General features: G+C 33.1%; 20 protein-coding genes, 3 tRNA genes and 1 other RNA gene. 21 read left to right on the forward strand and 3 right to left on the reverse strand.

Annotated elements, in window-relative coordinates:
• The 11 genes from ACMAYL_RS09465 (at position 1) to ACMAYL_RS09515 (ending at position 10,147) form a co-directional block, all read left to right on the forward strand.
• The gene (locus ACMAYL_RS09465) at positions 1–300 is read left to right on the forward strand and encodes a hypothetical protein (RefSeq protein ID WP_103218555.1); all 300 of its coding nucleotides are present in this window, start codon (positions 1–3) and stop codon (positions 298–300) included.
• A gap of 26 nt (positions 301–326) precedes the next feature.
• Complete coding sequence (locus tag ACMAYL_RS09470; protein WP_103218554.1) at positions 327–1,151, forward strand: hypothetical protein; 825 nt, start codon at positions 327–329, stop codon at positions 1,149–1,151.
• Positions 1,152–1,579: 428 nt separating this feature from the next.
• Complete coding sequence (locus ACMAYL_RS09475) at positions 1,580–1,840, forward strand: hypothetical protein (RefSeq protein ID WP_103218552.1); 261 nt, start codon at positions 1,580–1,582, stop codon at positions 1,838–1,840.
• Positions 1,837–3,123 (forward strand): hypothetical protein, encoded by a 1,287-nt coding sequence (locus tag ACMAYL_RS09480; protein ID WP_412470461.1) that lies wholly within the window; start codon positions 1,837–1,839, stop codon positions 3,121–3,123. Before ACMAYL_RS09475 ends, ACMAYL_RS09480 begins: the two co-directional genes overlap by 4 nt.
• The gene (locus ACMAYL_RS09485; protein WP_392993893.1) at positions 3,120–3,959 is read left to right on the forward strand and encodes a hypothetical protein; all 840 of its coding nucleotides are present in this window, start codon (positions 3,120–3,122) and stop codon (positions 3,957–3,959) included. Before ACMAYL_RS09480 ends, ACMAYL_RS09485 begins: the two co-directional genes overlap by 4 nt.
• A complete protein-coding gene (locus ACMAYL_RS09490; RefSeq protein ID WP_412471030.1) occupies positions 3,949–4,938 on the forward strand; it encodes a hypothetical protein in 990 nt (329 codons plus the stop codon). The genes ACMAYL_RS09485 and ACMAYL_RS09490 overlap by 11 nt, the downstream gene beginning before the upstream one ends.
• A 31-nt stretch (positions 4,939–4,969) precedes the next feature.
• Positions 4,970–8,137: a hypothetical protein gene (locus tag ACMAYL_RS09495; protein ID WP_412471031.1), complete on the forward strand. Its 3,168-nt coding sequence runs from the start codon at positions 4,970–4,972 to the stop codon at positions 8,135–8,137.
• 59 nt (positions 8,138–8,196) lie between these two features.
• Positions 8,197–8,282, forward strand: a tRNA-Ser gene (locus ACMAYL_RS09500).
• A gap of 14 nt (positions 8,283–8,296) precedes the next feature.
• A tRNA-Ser gene (locus tag ACMAYL_RS09505) sits at positions 8,297–8,384 on the forward strand.
• A gap of 120 nt (positions 8,385–8,504) precedes the next feature.
• Positions 8,505–9,068 (forward strand): outer membrane beta-barrel protein, encoded by a 564-nt coding sequence (locus ACMAYL_RS09510; RefSeq protein ID WP_103218547.1) that lies wholly within the window; start codon positions 8,505–8,507, stop codon positions 9,066–9,068.
• A gap of 98 nt (positions 9,069–9,166) precedes the next feature.
• Positions 9,167–10,147 carry an alpha/beta fold hydrolase gene (locus tag ACMAYL_RS09515; RefSeq protein WP_412471032.1) on the forward strand — a complete coding sequence of 327 codons (981 nt, stop codon included), beginning with the start codon at positions 9,167–9,169 and terminating at the stop codon, positions 10,145–10,147.
• Between the two features lie 6 nt (positions 10,148–10,153).
• Here ACMAYL_RS09515 and ACMAYL_RS09520 read toward each other — a convergent pair whose 3' ends face one another.
• The 3 genes from ACMAYL_RS09520 to ACMAYL_RS09530 all read right to left on the reverse strand — a co-directional run bounded on the left by ACMAYL_RS09520 (position 10,154) and on the right by ACMAYL_RS09530 (position 13,946).
• Entirely contained in the window at positions 10,154–11,650 is a 1,497-nt protein-coding gene (locus ACMAYL_RS09520; protein WP_103218545.1) for a bacteriohemerythrin, read from the reverse strand.
• 137 nt (positions 11,651–11,787) lie between these two features.
• Positions 11,788–13,074 carry a MipA/OmpV family protein gene (locus ACMAYL_RS09525; protein WP_412471033.1) on the reverse strand — a complete coding sequence of 429 codons (1,287 nt, stop codon included), beginning with the start codon at positions 13,072–13,074 and terminating at the stop codon, positions 11,788–11,790.
• Entirely contained in the window at positions 13,071–13,946 is an 876-nt protein-coding gene (locus tag ACMAYL_RS09530; protein ID WP_412470457.1) for a phospholipase A, read from the reverse strand. The genes ACMAYL_RS09525 and ACMAYL_RS09530 overlap by 4 nt, the downstream gene beginning before the upstream one ends.
• 134 nt (positions 13,947–14,080) lie before the next feature.
• On the opposite strand from ACMAYL_RS09530, the gene ACMAYL_RS09535 reads away from it, so the two are divergent.
• The 10 genes from ACMAYL_RS09535 (at position 14,081) to ffs (ending at position 21,208) form a co-directional block, all read left to right on the forward strand.
• A tRNA-Arg gene (locus ACMAYL_RS09535) sits at positions 14,081–14,157 on the forward strand.
• Positions 14,158–14,186: 29 nt separating this feature from the next.
• Complete coding sequence (locus ACMAYL_RS09540; protein WP_158246911.1) at positions 14,187–14,942, forward strand: ThiF family adenylyltransferase; 756 nt, start codon at positions 14,187–14,189, stop codon at positions 14,940–14,942.
• Between the two features lie 82 nt (positions 14,943–15,024).
• Positions 15,025–15,603 (forward strand): hypothetical protein, encoded by a 579-nt coding sequence (locus ACMAYL_RS09545; RefSeq protein ID WP_392993881.1) that lies wholly within the window; start codon positions 15,025–15,027, stop codon positions 15,601–15,603.
• Complete coding sequence (locus tag ACMAYL_RS09550) at positions 15,593–16,438, forward strand: LPP20 family lipoprotein (RefSeq protein ID WP_103218540.1); 846 nt, start codon at positions 15,593–15,595, stop codon at positions 16,436–16,438. Before ACMAYL_RS09545 ends, ACMAYL_RS09550 begins: the two co-directional genes overlap by 11 nt.
• A 10-nt stretch (positions 16,439–16,448) precedes the next feature.
• Complete coding sequence (locus tag ACMAYL_RS09555; protein WP_103218539.1) at positions 16,449–17,054, forward strand: CsgG/HfaB family protein; 606 nt, start codon at positions 16,449–16,451, stop codon at positions 17,052–17,054.
• A gap of 4 nt (positions 17,055–17,058) precedes the next feature.
• Positions 17,059–18,522 carry a hypothetical protein gene (locus ACMAYL_RS09560; RefSeq protein WP_412470456.1) on the forward strand — a complete coding sequence of 488 codons (1,464 nt, stop codon included), beginning with the start codon at positions 17,059–17,061 and terminating at the stop codon, positions 18,520–18,522.
• 206 nt (positions 18,523–18,728) lie between these two features.
• Positions 18,729–19,274 (forward strand): PilZ domain-containing protein, encoded by a 546-nt coding sequence (locus ACMAYL_RS09565; protein WP_393099625.1) that lies wholly within the window; start codon positions 18,729–18,731, stop codon positions 19,272–19,274.
• Positions 19,275–19,297: 23 nt separating this feature from the next.
• Positions 19,298–19,753 (forward strand): nucleoside deaminase, encoded by a 456-nt coding sequence (locus ACMAYL_RS09570; RefSeq protein WP_199177556.1) that lies wholly within the window; start codon positions 19,298–19,300, stop codon positions 19,751–19,753.
• Positions 19,754–19,799: 46 nt separating this feature from the next.
• A complete protein-coding gene (locus ACMAYL_RS09575; protein ID WP_412471034.1) occupies positions 19,800–21,068 on the forward strand; it encodes a hypothetical protein in 1,269 nt (422 codons plus the stop codon).
• A 43-nt stretch (positions 21,069–21,111) separates the two neighbouring features.
• An RNA gene (gene ffs, locus ACMAYL_RS09580) (signal recognition particle sRNA small type) lies at positions 21,112–21,208 on the forward strand.
• The last annotated feature ends 62 nt before the right edge of the window (positions 21,209–21,270 follow it).

Below are 21,270 nucleotides of genomic sequence, written 5' to 3' on the forward strand. Positions count from 1 at the left end.
ATGGAATTAGTACTACTAACATCTTTAATTTTCTTTTTAATTCTTGGGGTAGTCTTAGGCTACCCCTTGTTTTTCAAACCTAAAGTGGCCCAGGCTCCATTTAAGAAACTTAATCGCGAGTCTCATCTGGCCAAATCTAATTTAAAATCACTTAAAGCTACTTTTAAACTTCTTATTGTCTTTCAAGTTGTGGCCATGATTACAGTAGTGATTCTAGGTGCTCAAACCCTAGATTTTTACAAAGAAGCGTATTCAATATTGATTGGTCTTGCTACAATTTTAATACTACTAATTTTGTAATTATCTAAAATTAAAGAGGATAGTTCTTGGAACTAATTATTACTTTGCCACTATGGCTTATCGTTATTCAATTAATGGGTTCTCTTCTTAATTCAAAAGAGATACTACCGATCTTAAGTTTAAAGAGGTACTTAGCTTCAACTCACAATATTGAAAGAGTTGATGCTCTAAGTTTTAATTCTTTTATAGTTATTTTGTTTTTAGCTATTTTTGGACAAACACTTAGTGCATATTTCTTATTAACTAATGAAATACGCTACATCTTGCCTTTTTATGCTCTAATTATTGCAACTACAGTTTTTGTAGGTATTTTCAGATTTAGGCTATCACTTATTCGTTCAGAAATAATTGAAAAAACACAAATTGTACTTACTCAGGCAATTATCCTAAGCATATTATTATTAGTTTATTCCCTGATTCAATCAAATATCTTTCTCTTAAAACTCTGTTTCAGCTTACCGTTATTAATTCTTTTTTATACTACTGAAGTTGAAGTTATTAAGGCCGGCACTATTTATTCAGATAAGAAGTATATAAGCATACAGTGTTCTTACGTTAGACTCTTATATCAGTGTTTAGTTACTTTATTCTTTATCAATTTAACTTTTACTAATAGTGATTGGTCACATTTATTTAAAGCTAAGTTTGATTCAGTACCACTATATTATTTTGTCTTAACGTTATTTGTACTCTTTTTTCAGGCAGTGTTAATTATTTTAAGTAATACATATTTAAAATTTCAGCCTTTGAAAGATTACTCGACAATACTTCTTAGTGCGAGAAGTAGAACTGTCTATAGCTTAGTGGTTGTTATGATTCTATGTATAACAAAGGTATTCAATGTATTTTAATATCTTAATTATAATATTTTTCTTATTAGCGGCATTCTCTAGAAAGAGATATACAATGATTATCTATCCAATATCTCTTACGATGTTACTTCTAAATTTTCTAGGAGTATCTTCAACGGTATTATTGTATTTCTTATTTATTTTCTTATCACTTTTTATATTAATCTTAAGTGTTATTGAATATTGCTTTCCAACCTCAGAAGTACGCTTTAAGCGTTTTGAATACTTACCGTACTTTTTATTTACGACAATTATACTAGGTGTGTTTTCTGTTAATATTTATCACCTTAAAAGTTCTGGTGGTTTAATTGGGGCCATTAATAACTTTAATGTCGATACACATGTTGATTGGACAATATTACTGAAATTTAGTGTTTTGCTTGTGTTTATAGCATTTTTATCAATTGTAAATTTAGATGGAGATAAGAATGCATAATATCGATCCATTTTCACTTCTTTCAATTTTATTTGTTATAAATATTGGCGTTTATCTTTTTACGAAGAGATTTACTAAGAAGCTGTTTTCTCTTTTTACTATTATCACAATTTTTCTACTACTGATCGATTTAAGAGTACAAGAGTCGATTAGCTTAGGAGATGGTGTGATGATCTTTATTTATTCTGCACCAATCTTCTTAATCATTAATTCTATTTTTAAAGAGTTTAAAGTAAGGCAGGGGTTAAAATGATTTATATAAATATCTCATTATTTATCCTTTCTCTAATAGGATTACACTTTAGTAATCGTATAAATAATTATGGAAAAGCATTTATTAGTATTTTTCCTATTTTATTGAACTTTATTTATTTCTTCTCCGGTGTCGAGTTTGATTTTTTCAATACAATTATACCTTTCGTTCTCTCATATCTAGTTATTGATCAGGGGCAACGTAAGGTTTATGAAGTACTTCCATTTGCAGTTTTACTTCTGCCAGTTGATATAAATCTAAAGATAATTGGTTTTAGTGCATGTAGTTTATTTAATTTTGCCAAGCCTGATTTAAAATATCGCTCTTTGGATATTTTGAAGATTGCAATTATTTGCTTTTTAACTTTGGTTGATAAATCTACATCTTTTAAGTATTTATTTACAGTATATTTAGTTTTAAGTTTTATGCATTCAAGCGATGAAGATTTTGCAATTACTGACGGTGTGATCATGTCGGTGTTATTGCTTTCTAATATTCAGCATATATCTCCAACGCTTAATGTTTTTCTGATTTCATTGTCAATTTTACTATTTATAACTGTAATCAGTAAGGCAACTATATTTAAAACAGTTTTCTTACTTTCTTCAATCATAGCGGTACTATTGAATTTAGAAACCTTACTTATGTCGATTATAGTTTTTTATTACGTAAGTAAGTCACTTATTACAACAAAGAATCTATTAGTTTTAGAGTCAGAAGTACTAAAAAAGTACTTTTCTTATGAGCTTTTTGATCAGATCTGGATAGTTGGTTTACTCACATTAGCTTTCTCTATTCAAAATTTAACAATTATTATTTTGAGTTTTGTTATTGCCATCATAATCTTATTACTGAATACGGATTCAACAATACACAATAAGTTCGGATTACAATGGTTTGAGTTTCTTTATAGTTTGATAACAATGAGCCTAATTTCATTCGGTTTAATTTTATTTCAAGGGGCCATCGGTGAGGTTGATAAGACTTCTATTTATTATGCGATTAGCTCTTATCTTATATTGAGTCTTATAGTGTTTGGATTTGTATCGAAATTACCGGTTAGTGTTTCTTTAATCGGAACAAAAATTAATTTAGGTAACTTAAAGCGATTTGCATTTTTAGATGGAGTATTTGCTCTTAAGGATAGCTCTAAGCAGCAGTTTAATATTCAAAAATCGCATTTGGGCGTATTTGCTCTATCATATCGTAGTGTACGAGCATTAAGCATGATAATTATGGCCACTTATTTTCTAGTATTAATTATTCAGGTGGTAACTAAATGAGAATAAATAGAGATCATCTAACATTTGCGACTTCGATCATCCTTTCTACACTTCTGTGCTTCTTCTTAAGTGGCGTAATGTATTACACTGGTTTTTCAGGATTAAGTTTAGGGATAAACTTTGGTTTTCTTCCTGTGGTTGGGGCGCTTTTTACTCTTTATTTAATGAGAAAGTCAGATTCATTAAGTTTAACACTGATGGCACCGTTGTCCTTTGTCACATTTGGTGCAGCAAACTTGGCAACATTTGTACTGGCATCAATGTCGCTACTATCAATTGCTAAGTTACATAACTTTAAGTTTTTAGCTTATTTATTTATAAATTTATTAGGACTGTTAATTTTTAAAGATAAGTTTTATTACCTTTTTTACGCGCTTGTCATATCATCTTTGATTTTCATATTTTTCTCTAAAGACGATAGTGTTTTTTTATCACTTTTCATCTTAAAATATTTAACTTTAATTAATTATTCTGATTATGTTGTAAGTACGTCTTTGTTAGTAATACCACTAATTGTAATTTTATTAGTTTTTCTTCACTTCAGAGAAGGCGTTACTAATTCAATTAATATCCTTGCGATATCTATTTTATTATTAAATGAAGTTCATGGCCTACCGTTATTATTAACGGCTTTAAGTTTACTCGGCCTATCTGAATTTATTAAGGGATATAAGGATCGCTTACAATTTATTATTACATCGAATATAGCGATGCTAACGATTATTTTATCCCTTTCATTTCTTACTGGACTAGCGAAGCTAATACCGTTAGTTGTTCTACTCTCAATTTTTGTCGAGTTCTGTAATAAGAGTGTGGAGTTAAACCATGCAAGCTAGTTTTTATTCATTACTACTTTTTTATCCTGTAACATATTTTTTAAATTCAATTTTAGAAAAGTATTCTGGTATTAATGAGAAGCAGAGAACTTCAATACTATCAGTAATATTTCTGGGTGTTTTCTATTTCTTATTTAAAGACTATGTTTTTTCTTCAACAGAAAGAAGCTACTTCGCTGTAATGGCCGTAACTTTCTCTTTTTTCTTTTTTAATAGTAAGGGAGATCTTCGATCTTTATTCAAAGGTTTTACGCTCCTTTGGTTCTCACTTTTTAATATTTGGAATTTTACAGGTGTTACGGATATTGTTCTTCTCTTAGGGGCTTTATGTTTCTTCGATACAGATAAAAAAAGCGAGCATAGTTTATTTTATATACTTGCTTGGATTGTAATTGCTGTTGTTTATTTCTTTGTGAAAGAATTTCAAGGCGTAGAGTTGGGTAACTTCTTTTACGAAATTTTGATTGTCGTAACAACGGCACTACTAATGCCTAAAGAGAAGAATCGTCCTTATCTATCGATTCTACAGTATATTTTCTGTCTTTCAGTATTAGAGAGATTTATTAGTTTAAATATTGAGCTTAGTCCTTATTTCTATCTTCTATTTCTAAGTCTGCAAGTTATCTTTTCTTTTATTAAAGTAGATACTCGCTTTCAAGCGATTCAATTGATGTCGATTTGTTTAGCAAGTGCAATTATCTATTTGCCGACTTTTGGTCTTGATAGTTTTTATCAGTTATTTCTAGTCGTATATTTGTTAGTTTTTGCAAATAAAGTTGATTATTCGCCACTAGTTTCTAAGCTCATGAGCATTATTCATGTAGCTTATCTATTTCTTATTGGGCATATCGTTTATTTGCATATTGATTATTTAACGAATTTACAGTTACTTTCAACGATATTCCTGATTATTTCGCTAGCTTACAGGCAAAATATTTTTGGTATTGTGAAAAATAGTCCACGCAAAGCCTATATTTGATTTAATTTCATATACTTAGGATAATAAAGGCATGATAAAGTTTCGTGTCAAAACCAAAGCAAATAAGGTTTTGGGCCCCTTTGTATTTTCCGAATTAATTGAGCTGGGTCATAAAGATGCAATCGATGATTCGTGTCTATTCCAAAAATTTCCAACAGGGGATTGGGCCCCTGTAAATGCTATTCCAGAACTTAGTGACCTTTTCAGAAAAATAGAAGAGCCTACACAAGTTAAAGATAAAACAGAAAAAGAAGTGAAATATGCTCAAACAGATAGTGAGCAAAAACATCATACGTTAATAGGCGAAGATAAAACCGCATTTAATGAATTCAAATTTTCGAAAGATAAAGATATTGATATCGACTATCAGGAAATTGAAGAAAAATTTAAAGCGAAAAAAGAGCTTGAAGATGAAGCACGAGACGAAGTCGAATTAGAGGAAGAGCCTCCTGCAATTGATAAAACAGTTCTTGTTAATGTTTCAAGTCTCAAAAAACAAAAGCAGCAAGCAGATGACGATGAGGATATCGCAAAGACGGTTGTCATCAATAATTTCAAAGATGAATTTGATCTTGATGACGAAGATGATGATAATGGTGAATCAGGTGAATCCAAAGAAAAAGAGCCTGAGCCAGAGCCTGAAGAAATCGTAGATGCAGATGCTGCAACACAGATGTTTAATCTTGCAGAACTTAAGAGGGAAGAGCTTCCTACAAAAACTGAAGATTATAGTGATATTGAACTTCAGATTATGCAAGAAGAGCGTAGACTCAAAAAGAAGCCTAAAAAGAAAATTATCGAGAAGAAGGCCGAGAAAAAAATAGTAACAAGTAATAAGAAAAGAAACCTTACTGTTGCACTCTTTTTGGTCGTGGCCATTATATTTTTAATGCCGGAAGAAAAGAAGGAAATTGAGACAGTAGTTGTTCCAAAAATCTCCTTTCCTGTTGCAACTGAAATCGCACAGCCTCAAAAGGCTCAAATTGCTTATACAGAAGGTTTGGCATTTTTTAAAAAAGATGGATTCGTAAACAGAATCAGTGCTGCAAACAAATTTAATCTTTCACTTCGATATAAGTTCTCAGGTAATCCGGCGATAAGTAAACTAATTCATTCGTATAGTGATTTACTAATTGATACTCAAAATAAGTTTGAAGCGGGACAAGTATTATCGAAGTTGATTAGAATCGAAGACTCTAAGCTCTTATCTGATATTGACGTTGTAATTGGTGCAGCTCAATTCTATGCTTACTTTCAAAAGTATGAAACTGCCATATTTACAATAGAAAGATATAATTATTTAAAATCAAATAAACCATCGATTAAGCTATTTTCAATTTATCTAAATTATCTACTTAAGGCGGGAGAGCTTGAAAAGGCAAAGATTGTCTATGATAAGCTTTTTAACGCAAAAATTAGAACCGTCGAATCTATCGATGCGATGGTTAATTATTTGCTTTTAAATGAAAATAGTACTCAGGCCTTAAAGCTTATTACAGAGAATCAGTCTAAATTTCAAAGTGATTATAGATTTCTAATCATCTATGGTGATTTACTTTTAGAGTTAGAAAAGATGGGGGAGCTTAATAAAATTGCATCAATTTTGATTGCAAAATACGGTGGTGGATCTCCTTATAATTTTGCTCAGGGTTTAAAATTTATGGGCTTTGTTAAAGCTTATAATAAAGACATCCAGGGGGCGACTAAGCTTTTTCAACAATCATTAAAAATATATGATGACGAATCTCTACGCGATACACTAGCAACTTTGGATGTTGCAGGTAGTGATCTTACACAGAAGGTTATTTCAACGAGTAAGATAAAAGTCTTAATTAGACAATCTAAGGACGAAGTCGCTCTTCTAAACTGGGATAGAGCATTTGAGTTGGCCCTTAGAGCTGTTTCATTAGATGAAACAAGTATTGATGCAAAACTCTACTTAGCAGAGTTGCAAGTTAAAAGAGGGTATTTTGACTTTGCTATCACGACGCTTACAAAGCTAAGAGCATTACATCCAGTTAACCCACGTATCAACTACGCACTTATTAAGGCCAATATAATGTCTTATAAGAAGGATGAGGCTAAACGCTTATTATCGGCACTTTCAACAAGTGAGAAGTTTAGAGAGACCTTTGAATTTCATATGTTACTTGGTCTTTACTACAATCTTATTTCAAATGATAAAATGGCATTTGATAAATTTAAAGCAGCCATAAGAGTTAACCCATTAAGTGATGTTGCTCAATTTGAAATGGCCAAAATTGCTTTTAAGAATAAGAGATTCAAACAAACTAAGATTTTCCTTAATGAAGCGATGGGACTGAATCCTTCTAATATTGATTATAAGATTTTAAATAGTAAGGTCCTTTATGAAACAGACGGTGTTACAACCGCTATTGGATATCTACGCCAAGAATTATTAGAGCATAGAGATAATCCAAAGTTATATGGCCAAATTGCTGTCTTCTACTATCGTGATCAAAACTATGAAGCTTATCGTGAAATGAAAGAAGTGCTAGATCGTCTTAATAAGAAAGATGGTGCACTTTATTCTTACTTAGTAGAAGTTTCAGAAATTGAAAGAAATTATAAAGAACTTGTAGAGAATGCTATTAAGTTACTTGTCTATGAGCCTGGAAATCTTCTTGTAAGAGAGAAGTTGATTATTACTTATATTCATATGAATAATTTTGGCCTTGCTAATCAACATATCGATATTTTAGAAAAGAGATTACCTACATATCCTAGAATAAATTATTATCGTTCTAAAATTTTATTCAGCCAGAGAAAGTTTAAAGAAGCAGAGAAAGCAGCACTTGTTGAAATTGAAAAGCATCCTAATTCTGAATTTGGTTACTATGTACTAGGAGAAATTTATTTAATAGGCAAAAAAGTTCAGGAGGCCAAAAAGAATTTATCTAAGGCAATCCAGATTAATAAGAACTACTTTGATGCGATCTTTTCAATGGGTAAGCTAACGTTTCAAACACGAGAGTTTGTACCCTCGCTACAGTTCTTTCAGCGCGCTAACAGGCTTAATCCGAACGATGCGGACTTAAATAAGATGATGGGATTTCTCTATAAAGAGCTAGGTCAACCTAACCTTGCGATTGATAAATTTCAGAGATATTTGACGCTTAGCCCAGCTGCAAGAGACAGGGAAAATATTCTTGCATTAATAAATGCATTAAAGCGTTGACAAATGTGTGTAAGAATCTTAATAATATATCTCACGAATGCAAAATATTTGTATTTTGCGGAGGATTGGCTGAGTGGTCGAAAGCGGCGGTTTTGAAAACCGTTGAGCGCGAGCTCCGCAGGTTCGAATCCTGTGTCCTCCGCCACTTTTTTTCTTAATGGAGAAGTGGGAGAGTGGCCGAATCCAGCACCTTGCTAAGGTGTCGTACCTCCGGGTACCGCGAGTTCAAATCTCGCCTTCTCCGCCATTTTAAAATTCCCAATTATTATCAGATCGCAAAAGCGATCTTTTTTTGTGCCTAAATTTAAGGTTAGGCCAAATTTACCCCTTCGATACGTTGCCCCTATAGACATGCGATAATAAGCTTATGAAGACTCAACTATTATTAGCAGTACTGACAATTATTATTTCTCTTTCTACTTTTGCTCAAGGGCGAAGTTTTGGTGGCTTTAAAAGTGGCAATCTAGAAATTGAACCAGTTGTAGGATATGAGCGTGTACAAAAAATTCTTCCTACTCCTCATACGTCTAGTCGTCTGTTTTATGGCCTTAGAGCTAATTATGGACCAAAGTACCTATCACTTGAAGCAGAGGTAACTCAGGCCAAGGAAGATGAGTCATTTGATTCAGGTATTGATATTAGTGATTCATCGACAAATTATATGCTTGGGCTTAGAAGTTCATTTAATCTTGGACGTGCACTTAATTGGTATTTGAGAGCTGGTGCTCATGCTAGAGATAGTAAGTACGAAAGAACAGAAGCCGGTGTAACGACGATTGTAGAGCCTGCTACCTATGTTAATCCATACGCTGGTACAGGTCTTGCGATAAATCTAATGAATGTATTTACACTAAATGCAGGTGTAAATGTTATCTTCACTGATGATAAAGAAGAGCTCCAGTCATCATTAGGATTTGGTATCCGAATCTAATATCCGAGTTAAACATTTGATTTGTTAACTCTTTGTTAGATGGGTTTACATCCTTGTTAGTCATTTTTAAAATTTAGAAAGCTAACAAAGGATGTAAAATGAAAATTATAACTACGCTAATTCTAGCGGTGTTTCTTGTATCTTGTTCCACTAATACAAAAAATGAATTGAGCTTTGACGCTGAATTAACTGAATTTAGTTATCCATTTCCTGTAAAGACTTTTGAACTTTCGTCACAAAGGCAAAAGCTAAAAATGCGCTATATGGATATAGGAAGTTCGAAACATAAAGTAGCTGTACTTCTGCACGGTAAAAATTTTGCAGGATTTTATTGGGAGAGAGTCGCAAATGATCTTGTAAAGAAAGGTTACAGAGTTATCATTCCTGATCAAATTGGCTTTGGGAAAAGCTCTAAACCAAAGAGCTATAGCTACAGCTTTCCTCAGTTGGCCAAGAACACTCATGAACTTCTAAAATCGATAGGCATAAAAAAATATACTCTTGTTGGTCACTCTATGGGAGGGATGCTTGCAGTAAATATGGGTTCAATGTATCGAGACATTAAAAAAATTATTCTAGTAAATCCAATCGGTCTTGAAGCCTATCTGGATTATGCTGAATATAAAGATCCTGACTTCTTTTATAATATTGAAAAAAATAAAACAGTTGATGGTGCGAGAAACTATCAAAAGAAAAACTACTATGATGGCACTTGGGCCGATTCTTATGAAGAGCTTCTGACTCCTTTTAAAGGATGGCTAAATGGTCCTGATTATGATGTTGTTGCCTGGAATGCCGCTTTAACTTACGGGCCAATATTCAATGATAATATTGTTGTTAAATTTCCAAAAATTAAAGCAAAAACAGTTTTAATTTTAGGAACTCGTGACCGAACTGGTCCAGGTCGCGGGTGGAAGAAAAAAGGTGTGAAGAGAAAACTTGGTCAATATCAAAAACTTGGTAAAGACATAAAGAAAAATAACCCTAAGCTAAAATTGATTGAATTAGATGGCTTAGGGCATATGCCTCAATTTGAAAATTATTCTCGATTCGCGAAAGTTTTTTATCCCGAATTCTAATTTTGCTTAGGCAGCGAACTTTGTCGTTCGCTGCTTTTTCGCATGATCTGCATATTTAGTATCAATACCCATAATATGTGTAAATAACCAGTTCTTTAAGAAACTTGCTAGCTTATCTTTTTCTAGCGTTCCATTGTGTAGCTGTTGTTCAAAACGTGCTACGGCAGATAGAAGTTTCTCGTGTACCCTTTTATGTGATTCATAAGAAGGGTAGTTAATGCTTAACATGTATTCTTCTTCTTCATCAAAATGGAACACAGTGTATTCTTTAAGCGTCTGGAAAGCTTCTTTCATACCTCTACCAGTATTCATTGAATTAATAAGGCCATTAATTTTACGTAGTAATTCTTGGTGTTCACCATCTACTTTTGAAATTCCAATGTTGTACTTATCTTCCCAAGGGATTAATTCAATGTTTTCATTAATTGTAATATTTTGTGTTTTCTTAGTGTTATTAATAGATCCCGAAAGTTCACCTAAGTACTGACTAATTGTATTTGCTAGATTTAGTGTTTGCGATACAACAAGTGCACTTCTTTGAGTCGAGTTATTAATTGCGTGAATTGCATCACGAAGTTCGATAACACCATTCTCCTGTTCCTTCGCCGCAATTGTTACTTCTTGAATTTGCTCGTTCATCTTCATTGTTTCATCATTAGTTTGATTAAAGCTGTGTCTAAATTCTTGAAGTGTGTTGTCACAAGAGTCAGCTGTTTGATCAAGCCTTTCATTAAGGCTTTTGCTGTTCTCTTGAATATTTGAAATTAGAGTATTAAGTTTTAATTGTGCTTCATGAAGAGTCGCATTGATCGCCTCAGCACTTTCTCCACTAGTTGATGCAAGCTTACCGATTTCTTCCGCTACAACTGAAAACCCTTTTCCGTGTTCTCCTGCACGTGCGGCTTCAACCGAAGCATTGAATGAAAGTAGTTTTGTTTGGAAAACAATATCATTAATAAGCATCGCTTTTGATTCAACGTCAGTAAATGTTGATAGGAATCCATTTAGATTCACAACGATATCACTAAGAGAATTAGTAATATCACGACTTGTTGTTAAACTTGATTGGATATTCTTTTCAAGTTTAGATAGAGAGTGATCACTTCTACTGATTAGTCCATTGATCTCTTTTATATTTGCTTCAAATGAGTCAATAGATCCTGTCGTTTTAGTAATCATGGCACTGATTTCATCACTCGTTGCACTTGTTTGAATAACGGCACTTGCTTGCTCTTCTGTACTTTCGTCTAGTTGCTCACATGATTCAAAAAACTGTGCATTCGTTCCAACGATATTTCGTTGTAAGTAATCTAGCTTTTGTACAAATGATTGAAGATTAATTCGATGCTTTCTTCTTTCTTTAACTGCAAAGATTGTGAAAGGAATAAGTGCACTAAAGAAAGCAAGTCCTTGAGTTAGACTAATCTGACTATAGTAAACGCTAAGTCCTGTGATAGTGGTCGATAAAAATAATGGAGTGAATACATAGTTTATATTTTTCATGCACTCATTATCGGATGAATATCATGTTTCTAGAGCGAAATTTTACTGATAATAGTCAGGAAAGAAGAATTTTCCACTATAGAGATTATTGAAATCATTGAGTTTTTCAACTTTTTTAATTTAAACCTTCGGGGATTCTACAGATCTTGTTGAATATAAGTTCCTATGTAGTTACTACCACCTTTGATTCTTCCAAACATAGATGATGATTCAAAAATTGCTGAGCGATGATGAATCATAAGTCCTAGCCAAGTATGTTTAAGGCCGGCCTTTTCTAAGCTAAAATCGATTGAAAAATCTAAGTAATTCATGAACTTACTACTTCGATATCCCTTTCCTGAAATATCGAATTCTTCGATATAGGTAATTTGATCAGCATATGAAATACCTTCGGCCAAACCAAGACGCCAGTTAATCGGCCAGTGAAATGGAATAAAGATCTTTACTGCTAATGCAAATTCATTACTTCTTTCTTGAACTTCACTTTTAAGGTGACCAACATATTGTGGCAGTAGATAAACGGGAATATCTGATCCAAGAAACTTATCGGCCATTGGAATACCATAGGCAAAAGAAACCATGTCATTATTATATTTATCAGTAGCCGTATGAAAAGAAAGGATATCGCTTAGGTTTGATGGAGTGGCCATTGCATAAGCAGCTCTAACAAAAGTTTTAGATTTTAGCTTAGTGCGCTTTGAAATATCATGACCATTCATATGAATTAAGTGAGGATCCATGAAGCCAATACCTAAAAAGGTTTCAGTATTTACTTGGTTGCGAATAGTTGGAGCATCTGCTGTTTCATTATCCAAAGTACTTACTTTTACATGAGTAAGAATGTTGAAGTCTTTATGTACTCTAATGGCGGCTTTTACACCTGTTCCAATTTCATAACCTGTCCCAGGTCTTGATACATCTAATCCATAATACTTATTATTAAATTCAGCACTTCTTATTGTTAAAAAAGCATATGGGCGAAAGAATACATTCTTCCATACATAATCCGCTTCAGTTTTTAACGTTAAATAACTTCTAGTTGAATGATCTGCTAGAAGTTGAGCACTTGTTCTCCACATTTTTGAGTGTTCATATTGTGCTTCGAGACCGTAGTCAAAACCGGCATTTCTAATCGTATTTTGACTATCTTTTGGTATGTCAAAAAAGCGATATTGTGACATTAAATTAATATTGAGATTTTTTAATGGCCTATAGAAAGTGAAGTGCGCAGATAGCCCGTCAAGATGAAAGTCACCACGCTTGTAAAAGAATAGTGGAATAATATCAGATACTTTTTTATCTTTTACTTTAAATGGTATGTCCGCATTTCTGTAACCGAAACCTATACCCCAGTACTGTGGTTTATAGTTGCTCGCAAGAGTAAAAGTAGATAATAAAATTGTAACTAAGATTTTTTTCATCATAACCAATCTGTAAATGCGACCCCAAGTCCAATGCGAGTCATATTGTAATCATAATCAATTAGTGTCTCACCATAGCCAGTAAAAAATTGTACATAACCTTTAAGACGAGTTTCAGGTAATGGAAAAGACCAATCGATTTCTAAGGCACCTTTATTATCTTTTTTTAAGTTATTTCTAACCATCCAAGAAAGTGTATGCCCATCTATTTTATGAATACCTGTAAGTTCAAAGTAGCCAAGATAATCAGTAATGTCTGGATTGTCATCACCTGTATAATCGGTTGGCCCTGATTTTGGCTCTTCATTTAAGCGATACCACACCTTAAGCATAAAAAGAGTTTTTTGCCATTCGAAGAATGTTGTAGCAAAGACTCTGTTCCAGCTTCTAGATAGTGGTAAGTCTTTACCATTTGATTGATGAACAAAACCAAAGTGGTAGTAATTTTTAAAAATACGCCAATCTTCTTTAAATGGTTCAAACGATATAAATAGTTCAGGCTCATAATTAGTATCTCTAAAAGCTGCCGAGTTTTTCTTATTATAAAGTTGCCAGAAAGATTTTTGAGTATAGGCAAAATCTAAATCAGTTTTCGAACCAAAAATTTGCGAGAGGACGGTAAATTTAAAACTTAGTTGAAACTTTGTTTCAATATTTTTTAATTCATCATCTGCAGGATAAGGAGCCTCATTTGGATCGTGCATATAGGTGATTGGTAAAATGTAATTTGGCCTATGTGCTGTAACTAGGGAAGACGTATGATTTGAATGCTCATCTTCCTTTATTCTTTTCTCGAGTGATTGTTGAAGTTCACTACTTTCTTGTGCGAATGAAAAAAGTGGAAGTATTAAAAATATAATTAGAAATTTGTTCATGTAAAATAGCTGTAAATAATTAATAAATTGAGGCTATTGTCCAATGATTTGGCCCTCTCTGACAAATTATTTCCCTGAATGCAAGAACGCATTGACAATATGAGCAGTTAGGGGCTATAAATACTTCTACATGCGCACTCGTAGCTCAGCTGGATAGAGTGTCTGACTACGGATCAGAAGGTCGCAGGTTCGACTCCTGCCGAGTGCGCCATGTTCTTAAGCACCTGTTTTTACAAGCCTATGTCAAATCACGAACAAAGATTTAATGGAATAGCCGCCCTACTGGGAACGGAAGCTTTTTCTGTTATTAAAGATTCACACTTTATGATTATTGGCCTTGGCGGAGTGGGGACTTGGTGCGTGGAATCTATCGCACGTCTTGGTGTTAATAAAATCACTTTAGTTGATCTTGATGATATCTGTGTTTCAAATACAAATCGTCAACTACATGCTCATGATGGAAATTATGGAAAGATGAAAGCTGATGCTCTTAAGGAGAGGATCGCTACTATTAATCCAGACTGTGAAGTCGTCTGCCATTATTGCTTTTTCAATGAAAAGAATATGGAAAAGATTTTTGCAGAATCACCATCAATTATTATTGATACAATTGATGCCCCTCGTGAGAAAGCAATTCTTATTAACGAATGCTATAAGCGTGAAGTCAAAATTGTAAGTTCTGGGGCCATTGGTGGCAAAGTTGATCCTACAATGATTACAGTCGCTGAGTTATCTAAAACAAAACAAGACATGCTTTATCGTAAAGTAAGGCAAGAGCTAAAAAAGAAACATCTTTATCCACTAGGCCGCTCAAAAGCAAAAGTTCAATGTGTATATTCACCAGAGCCTTCTAAGAAGATTAAAAAGTGCGAATTAGATAATACTTCAGCTGCACTAAAGCTTGATTGTGATGGTGGTCTAGGTACTGCCACATACATGACAGGAACAGTAGGCTTCTTACTCAGTCACATCGCCGTTAAGGAATTATTAAAATAATTTTTCATTGATTATATCTCAACGTAAAGTAAAATTAGTTGACTTAGAAAAGTCTAATAAGGCTATTTTTTCGGGAGATACCATGACAAAAATTTTATCATTCTTTTTAATATCAATTACTTTATTTTCTTGTTCCTCTGGTAAGAAGGCAAGAGAGTTTGAAATTGATTATAAAATCTTAAATGCTTCAAACAAAATTGAACCTGATTGGTTAGAAAGTACTGACAATTACAAAGGTGATAAAGACTATCATTACTTCTTATCTCAATCAGAAAATAGAAATAGAAGACTTTGTGTAAAGTCAGCAACAGCAAGATCGACAGCAGTAATTGCTTCTGAAATTTCTCAAGAAATTGCAAACGATTATACTGAAGTAACAAATCTTGATGAAGACTCACAAGAGGTGAAAACATTCTCTGAAACTCTTACTCAATCAATTAGAACTAAAGTATCTGGTGTTAGAGTTAAGGAACAGTATTGGGAAAAGAGACAGAAAATGAAAGATGATAAGTTAATTGGTGATCCATACTATGCTTGTTATTCTTTAGTTGGCATTAAGGAAGAAACGCTACAAAGAGCGATTCGTTATGCTCAAGAAAAAGCTATTGCTGTTGCAAAAGATTCACACAAAGAAGAGCTGAGACAGAAATTTGAAGAATAAAATTTTATTACTATCACTTGTTAGTCTATATTCATTTGGACAAATTAAGTCTTGTCCAAAGGATTTCCTATGTGCGAAGACTTGTGGCCTTAGTGAAAAAGAAGCTACGGAAGATGCACGAGTTGAAATAGCAAAAAATTTTCAAGTTAAAGTAAAAGCTAAGTTTACCTCAATAGAAAGTTCTAATGGCAAATTAGATGAAGGTGAATATTCTGATTTTGTAAGTGAAGAAGTTTCAGAGAATCTTTTTGGCGTTGAAATGATAGAATCCTTTGTCGATGAGGATTCATATTATTGTGTCCTGATGGGGTTGAACACGAAGAAGTTTATCTCTAAATTGAGAAGTGATATTTCAGATCTTAAGAAAGAAAATGAAGAGCTATATAATAGTGGTAATAATTTAGTTTTTTCTAAGATTAGGGCCAATAATAGTGTCATTAAAAAATTAGAATTATATATGATGACTTTAGTGGATAAATATAAATCTAATATTAAAAAATATGACTCTCGATCTAAGAAAGACATTACATTACATATTTATTCACAACCTAAGTTTGAAATAGTTGATAAATTGTTAATAAGTGAATTGAATAAGAATAATGTATTTTCTGGAAAAAGTGAGACACGTTTAAATATTGCGATAGCTCTCATCGACGAGTTCTTAAACGTTGATGGTTTCGTAAAGAAAACATTAGAAATTAATTTCAGAAAAGGAAAATTGAATATTACAAAAAGGTATACACAGACAGGCCGTTCTGAAAATGCAATTATCAAACAGGTTGTTGATGAACTTGCAGATGATATACCTGATATTTTTGTAGATTTAAAAATTTAATGGAGGATATATGAAAAAGATTTTAACGCTAACAATGCTTTTCGCACTAGCTTCTTGTGGGGGATTTCAAGCAGAACGTGTTTCAGGTGATACTTCAGATGAGAAGTCATTAGAAATTACAGATGCATGGGTTACTCGAGACACTGAAAACTCAGTTGAAACAGTAATTCAAAAAATGAAACAACATAAAGGTTTTAAAAATTATTTATTAAAGCTAGGTCGTCGTCCAAAGGTGTTTGTTGCTGAATTTAGTAATCAAACTGCTGAGCCATACTTTCCTTCAGATGATATTTCAGATGAATTCTTAACTCAGTTAAGTGAGTCAGGTGAGTATATTTTAATTGATGCGTCTGCGCGTGAAGCTCTTTTAAAAGAAATTCAATATCAAAATGACGGTATGGTAAGTCCTGCAGAAGCTAAAAAAATTGGTAATGCAGCTGGTGCTGATATTATGATTTTTGGTAATGTAAGAATGCAACCACGCTCTAGAAGCGGAAAAACTCTAAAAGAGTATACGATGAATATTCGAATGACTGATATCTCAAGAGGTGTTGAAGTTATGAGAACAAGAACTCGTGTAAATAAATACTCTGAGAAATCTAAAGTAGGTTGGTAATTAGTTGAAGCAAGCCTATTTTAATAGAATTCTTATTCTTTCATTCCTTATTTTATTTGTCTCATGTGCAGCCAGAAAAGTAAGGGATGAAGGAGATCTAATCTCTTCTTTATATTCTAAGAATGACTACAAGTCAGTTGTTGAAAAAATCAATAAAGGTGAAGTTTATAAAAGAGATGAGGATCGTTTTTTAAAACAGGCCGAGCTTGGAATTGCTTTCTTTAATTTAAAAGATTATGACAATGCTCTTATACATCTGAACAATGCAAAAGAAATTGCAAATGATCTCTATAAAATTAGTATCTCTAATAAAGTAGAATCTCTATTCATTGGTGAAGCTACTGATATTTATTACCCAAATCAATTTGAGCAAGCCAATATTAGATTTTATGAAATCCTTGCTCACTATATGAAAAGCAAAGAAGTTGATTCTGATAATAAAAGAAGATTTCATCAACAGGCGATGGTTTCAACGTTAAGAGATTGGAGTGCCTATATTGAAAATTTCAAGGCACAAAATAGAGGTCGTGCAGTCTATAAAGGATCAACCTTTATTGATCTTATGGGTATTGTTGTTCATGATACTTATGGTAGAGCAAAGGATCGATCAATTGTTAACAATTTCAAAATGATTGGAAAAAAAGATTTAGTACAACAGATGGGTCTTTATCCAAGTTTTAATTCATCTCATAAGAAATATCAGGAAGACTACAAGAAACTTCACTTAGTTTCTCAAGATGAATTATCGAAATATATAACTGAGACGCAAACTTATAAGCGTACACAAGATTTTTTTAATAGTAAGAAATCGTATAACACTTATCTTATCATTATGAATGGACATGTAATTAAAAAGACTGCCAAGGTATATGATTTTCCTCTTGGTTTACCTGTAGGAGTTTATATTTCTAATAATGAAGGTATGGACGATTTTGTCTCTTTCTCTTTAAAAATGCTTGCTCTTACAAGAGGAGCAGAACCAAAAATTTACTTTGAACTTCCTAAAATAGATTCAAAAGATATATCTACACCTAAAAAGATTAATATTAAAAACTCAAAGGGTGAAGAACTAGATAGTGGTGAATTGATCCTCATGGCAAATACGTCGGAAGTCTTAAGTAGTTCTCTTAAGAATGATGTCGCATTATTAGAGGCCAAGGTTGGTGCAAGGCTTGCCGCCAAACATATTGCGCTTCTTACTTCTGCTTATCAAACATATCGTAGTCTCTATAACAACGGTAGCTTGATTGCTTACTTATCAGCTAGTGCAGCATATGCAGCCGGAAATCGAGCAATACAAGAATCTGAATTGGCAGACCTACGATCTTGGTATGGTATTTATGATCATATTTACATGTATCCTTTGAATTTGGCTCCTGGTGAATATGAACTTCAGATTGATGGCAAAGGCTATAAATTTACTCGTGAAAAAGGAGCTAAGCAAATAGTTCCACTAATTATCAAATAATCCTATTTTGTTAAAATAGAACAATGTTAATAAGTATAAGTAAGCTATCGATCAAAAGTGATTTTAATAAAGTTCAGGCGTTATTTTCGCTACACATGTTTTTATTCTTCTTAGCGAAAGGATATGAATTCTTCAAATTCCAATTTAACTTTATTGCCTTATTTGGAATAATTTTTTCTGTAATTTTATATAGACTCTATTATCGCATGCAAAAAAATGTTCACTATTCTTTTTGGACATTAAGTGTCGTCGTAGGACTATTTATTATTTTTTATATTTTAAGATCCCTATACTACTACAATGATTTTTCACTATTCTTTCTTTATACAATGTCATTGATGCTATTAGGTGTGCTTTGCTTTTCTTTATATACACCTGTTTTCTATCCTGTCATTGGTTGGTGGGAATACGATTTTAGATACCGTAATGACTTAAAGACTAAAGTATATTGCGATGACTTAGATGGGATTGAAGGAAGGTTAGTAGACTTACGACGTAAAGCAGGTGGATTAACTTTATTTGATGATTTGAAAATTGGTCAAAAGCTTGAAATCGAGCCATTCACAACAAGCATTGATGGACGCTTAAGTGTTGAGGTGGTATCTAAGAGACAACATTCAATTGGTAGGCCATATACTTACGGGGTAAGGTTTCACAATACCGATGAAGATTCTCGTCGTCGATACGGCGAATTAGAGAAGTACTGGAACTTTGAGCGAAAAGCTAAGAAAGACAAAAAATTTAAATCATGAATATTAAATCTCACATATGGAATATGAATTTGGCACTTGAAGAAGCGGAAATAGCTTTCAAGGCCGGAGAAGTGCCTGTTGGAGCAATTATTGTTGATGAAAATGATAATGTCATTGCCAGGGCCCATAATCTAAAAGAGCAGCAAAAAGATACAACAGCGCATGCTGAAATAATTGCCATTAAAGAAGCAAGTGAAAAAATGGGGGATTGGAGATTACTTAATTGTACTATCTATATAACTCTTGAGCCTTGTCCGATGTGTCTCTATGCGATTTTACAGGCACGTTTCAAAAATGTTGTCTTCGGTGCTTATGATCAAAAAGCTGGTTCTGTATCACTTGGTTATAGCTTTCAAAAAGATAAAAGATTTAATCATAAATTTTCTATCATCGGTGGTGTCGAGCACTTTAAATGCTCGAAAGTATTATCGGATTTCTTTAAATTACGTCGAAAAACTTATCGAAAGCGTCAAAGTTAAATCTCTAGTATTTACATTCTGACGTTATTTATCGAACATATAACATATGTTTAAATTTTTCTTACCTGCAACATTCGCACTTTCGTGCATGGCAAATTCAATGTATTTTGAGGTTGATTCAATCAATCTTAATAGAGCAATTGGAAGTAATTTTCTTGGTGGAAAGGCCCATGCTAGAGATGTTTATATTAAGTATGATGCAGTGGAGTTTGATTTAGCTGAAAATGGGGAATTATTTTTAGTTGATACTTTCTTATTTAATAACAGAATCAATTTCAAAAAAGATAATTTGAACCTAACAACACATCTACCTCAGTTTACAGAAATTGATTTTCTTAACATGATCTATGCAAGGGAAGCGAAAATTGAATTTGCACAGTCTGGATTCTTTGCTAATGGACCTCAGTTAAGCATTGGTGCTGATCAATTCCTTTTTGATATCAAAGATGTTGATATTAAATGTCAGAGTGATGAATTTACATTTAAGCTTGATGAGATTTGTTTGAAAGATATGCATATCAAACCTCTTGAAGGTAAGGAATTTGCAATTGTCGAAATTAAGCAAAATAGTACGAGTCAATCGAATGTAAACATTAGAGGAAAAGAAGTTGCCTTTACTGAAGATAGCATAGTCATTGACGCTCAAAGCGCTACGGGTAATTTATTAAATAGCTCGATCAACTTTAAGAATATAAATATTAACTGTTATAAAGATCCTAATATTAATGCTTTTAATATTGATTTAATTTTTGCTGGCTGCCTAGAAGAGTCACGAATTGCCGGGAAAGAGATTAAGTTATTAAGAGAAGGAATGCCGTTTAATGTTTTTGATGGCCAAGTATATTTTGAGAGAGAACACCTTGGTCTAATTGCTAACCAGCTAGAGGCAAGAACAAAGAAGGGTGAGTTCACTTTCACAAAAATAGAAGCTCGATGTGTGAAGATTGAGCCAACAGATAAAGAAGTTGATGCAGTCTCTATTTATGAAGGCTGTCTGAGAAGATCTGATTTCAGTATTCAAAAGATTAGTGAAGATAAGGCCGAGTCAGATAAGAATCGTATCCGTGATTTGAAAATCACTGTTGCAAATGGTCATTTTAGTATGAAGGCCAAGTTGAAATCTGTTTTCACATTTAATTTTAAGGCCGCTGGTAAATTGGATGTCCATCCTGATCAACGAGAAGTACGTATTAAAGTTGATAGGGCCCGTGTTGCTGGTATGACAGCAACAAAATTCGTTTTAAAATTTGTTATGAAGTTCATTAATTCCGACTCAGTGAGTCTGAAAGGTGAGACGATTATCATTAAATACTAGCTTTCATTGACATCGTGCTAAGATAAATATTATATTCAAGGACGGTAGCCGGTCAGACAAATGCAGCGGGGCTAACTCCGCCAGGTCGGGAACGAAGCAACGGTAACCTTTGTTGCATTGTGTTTGTATCGGCTGCCCCTTTCCAATACCTATAATTTTTCCTATAGTTAACAAGTAAAATTTTTAAAATCATATAAAGTGA

The sequence above is a fragment of the Halobacteriovorax sp. RT-2-4 genome, assembly GCF_047085445.1.
Lineage (GTDB): Bacteria > Bdellovibrionota > Bacteriovoracia > Bacteriovoracales > Bacteriovoracaceae > Halobacteriovorax_A.

Coding starts and splice junctions, on each gene's coding strand:
- ACMAYL_RS09510 (WP_103218547.1), top strand. CDS start 8,505: ATGAAGACTCAACTATTATTAGCAGTACTGACAATTATTATTTCTCTT.
- ACMAYL_RS09570 (WP_199177556.1), top strand. CDS start 19,298: ATGAATTTGGCACTTGAAGAAGCGGAAATAGCTTTCAAGGCCGGAGAA.
- ACMAYL_RS09555 (WP_103218539.1), top strand. CDS start 16,449: ATGAAAAAGATTTTAACGCTAACAATGCTTTTCGCACTAGCTTCTTGT.
- ACMAYL_RS09540 (WP_158246911.1), top strand. CDS start 14,187: ATGTCAAATCACGAACAAAGATTTAATGGAATAGCCGCCCTACTGGGA.
- ACMAYL_RS09525 (WP_412471033.1), bottom strand. CDS start 13,074: ATGATGAAAAAAATCTTAGTTACAATTTTATTATCTACTTTTACTCTT.
- ACMAYL_RS09475 (WP_103218552.1), top strand. CDS start 1,580: ATGCATAATATCGATCCATTTTCACTTCTTTCAATTTTATTTGTTATA.
- ACMAYL_RS09575 (WP_412471034.1), top strand. CDS start 19,800: ATGTTTAAATTTTTCTTACCTGCAACATTCGCACTTTCGTGCATGGCA.
- ACMAYL_RS09480 (WP_412470461.1), top strand. CDS start 1,837: ATGATTTATATAAATATCTCATTATTTATCCTTTCTCTAATAGGATTA.
- ACMAYL_RS09565 (WP_393099625.1), top strand. CDS start 18,729: ATGCAAAAAAATGTTCACTATTCTTTTTGGACATTAAGTGTCGTCGTA.
- ACMAYL_RS09515 (WP_412471032.1), top strand. CDS start 9,167: ATGAAAATTATAACTACGCTAATTCTAGCGGTGTTTCTTGTATCTTGT.
- ACMAYL_RS09490 (WP_412471030.1), top strand. CDS start 3,949: ATGCAAGCTAGTTTTTATTCATTACTACTTTTTTATCCTGTAACATAT.
- ACMAYL_RS09495 (WP_412471031.1), top strand. CDS start 4,970: ATGATAAAGTTTCGTGTCAAAACCAAAGCAAATAAGGTTTTGGGCCCC.
- ACMAYL_RS09465 (WP_103218555.1), top strand. CDS start 1: ATGGAATTAGTACTACTAACATCTTTAATTTTCTTTTTAATTCTTGGG.
- ACMAYL_RS09520 (WP_103218545.1), bottom strand. CDS start 11,650: ATGAAAAATATAAACTATGTATTCACTCCATTATTTTTATCGACCACT.
- ACMAYL_RS09485 (WP_392993893.1), top strand. CDS start 3,120: ATGAGAATAAATAGAGATCATCTAACATTTGCGACTTCGATCATCCTT.
- ACMAYL_RS09530 (WP_412470457.1), bottom strand. CDS start 13,946: ATGAACAAATTTCTAATTATATTTTTAATACTTCCACTTTTTTCATTC.
- ACMAYL_RS09545 (WP_392993881.1), top strand. CDS start 15,025: ATGACAAAAATTTTATCATTCTTTTTAATATCAATTACTTTATTTTCT.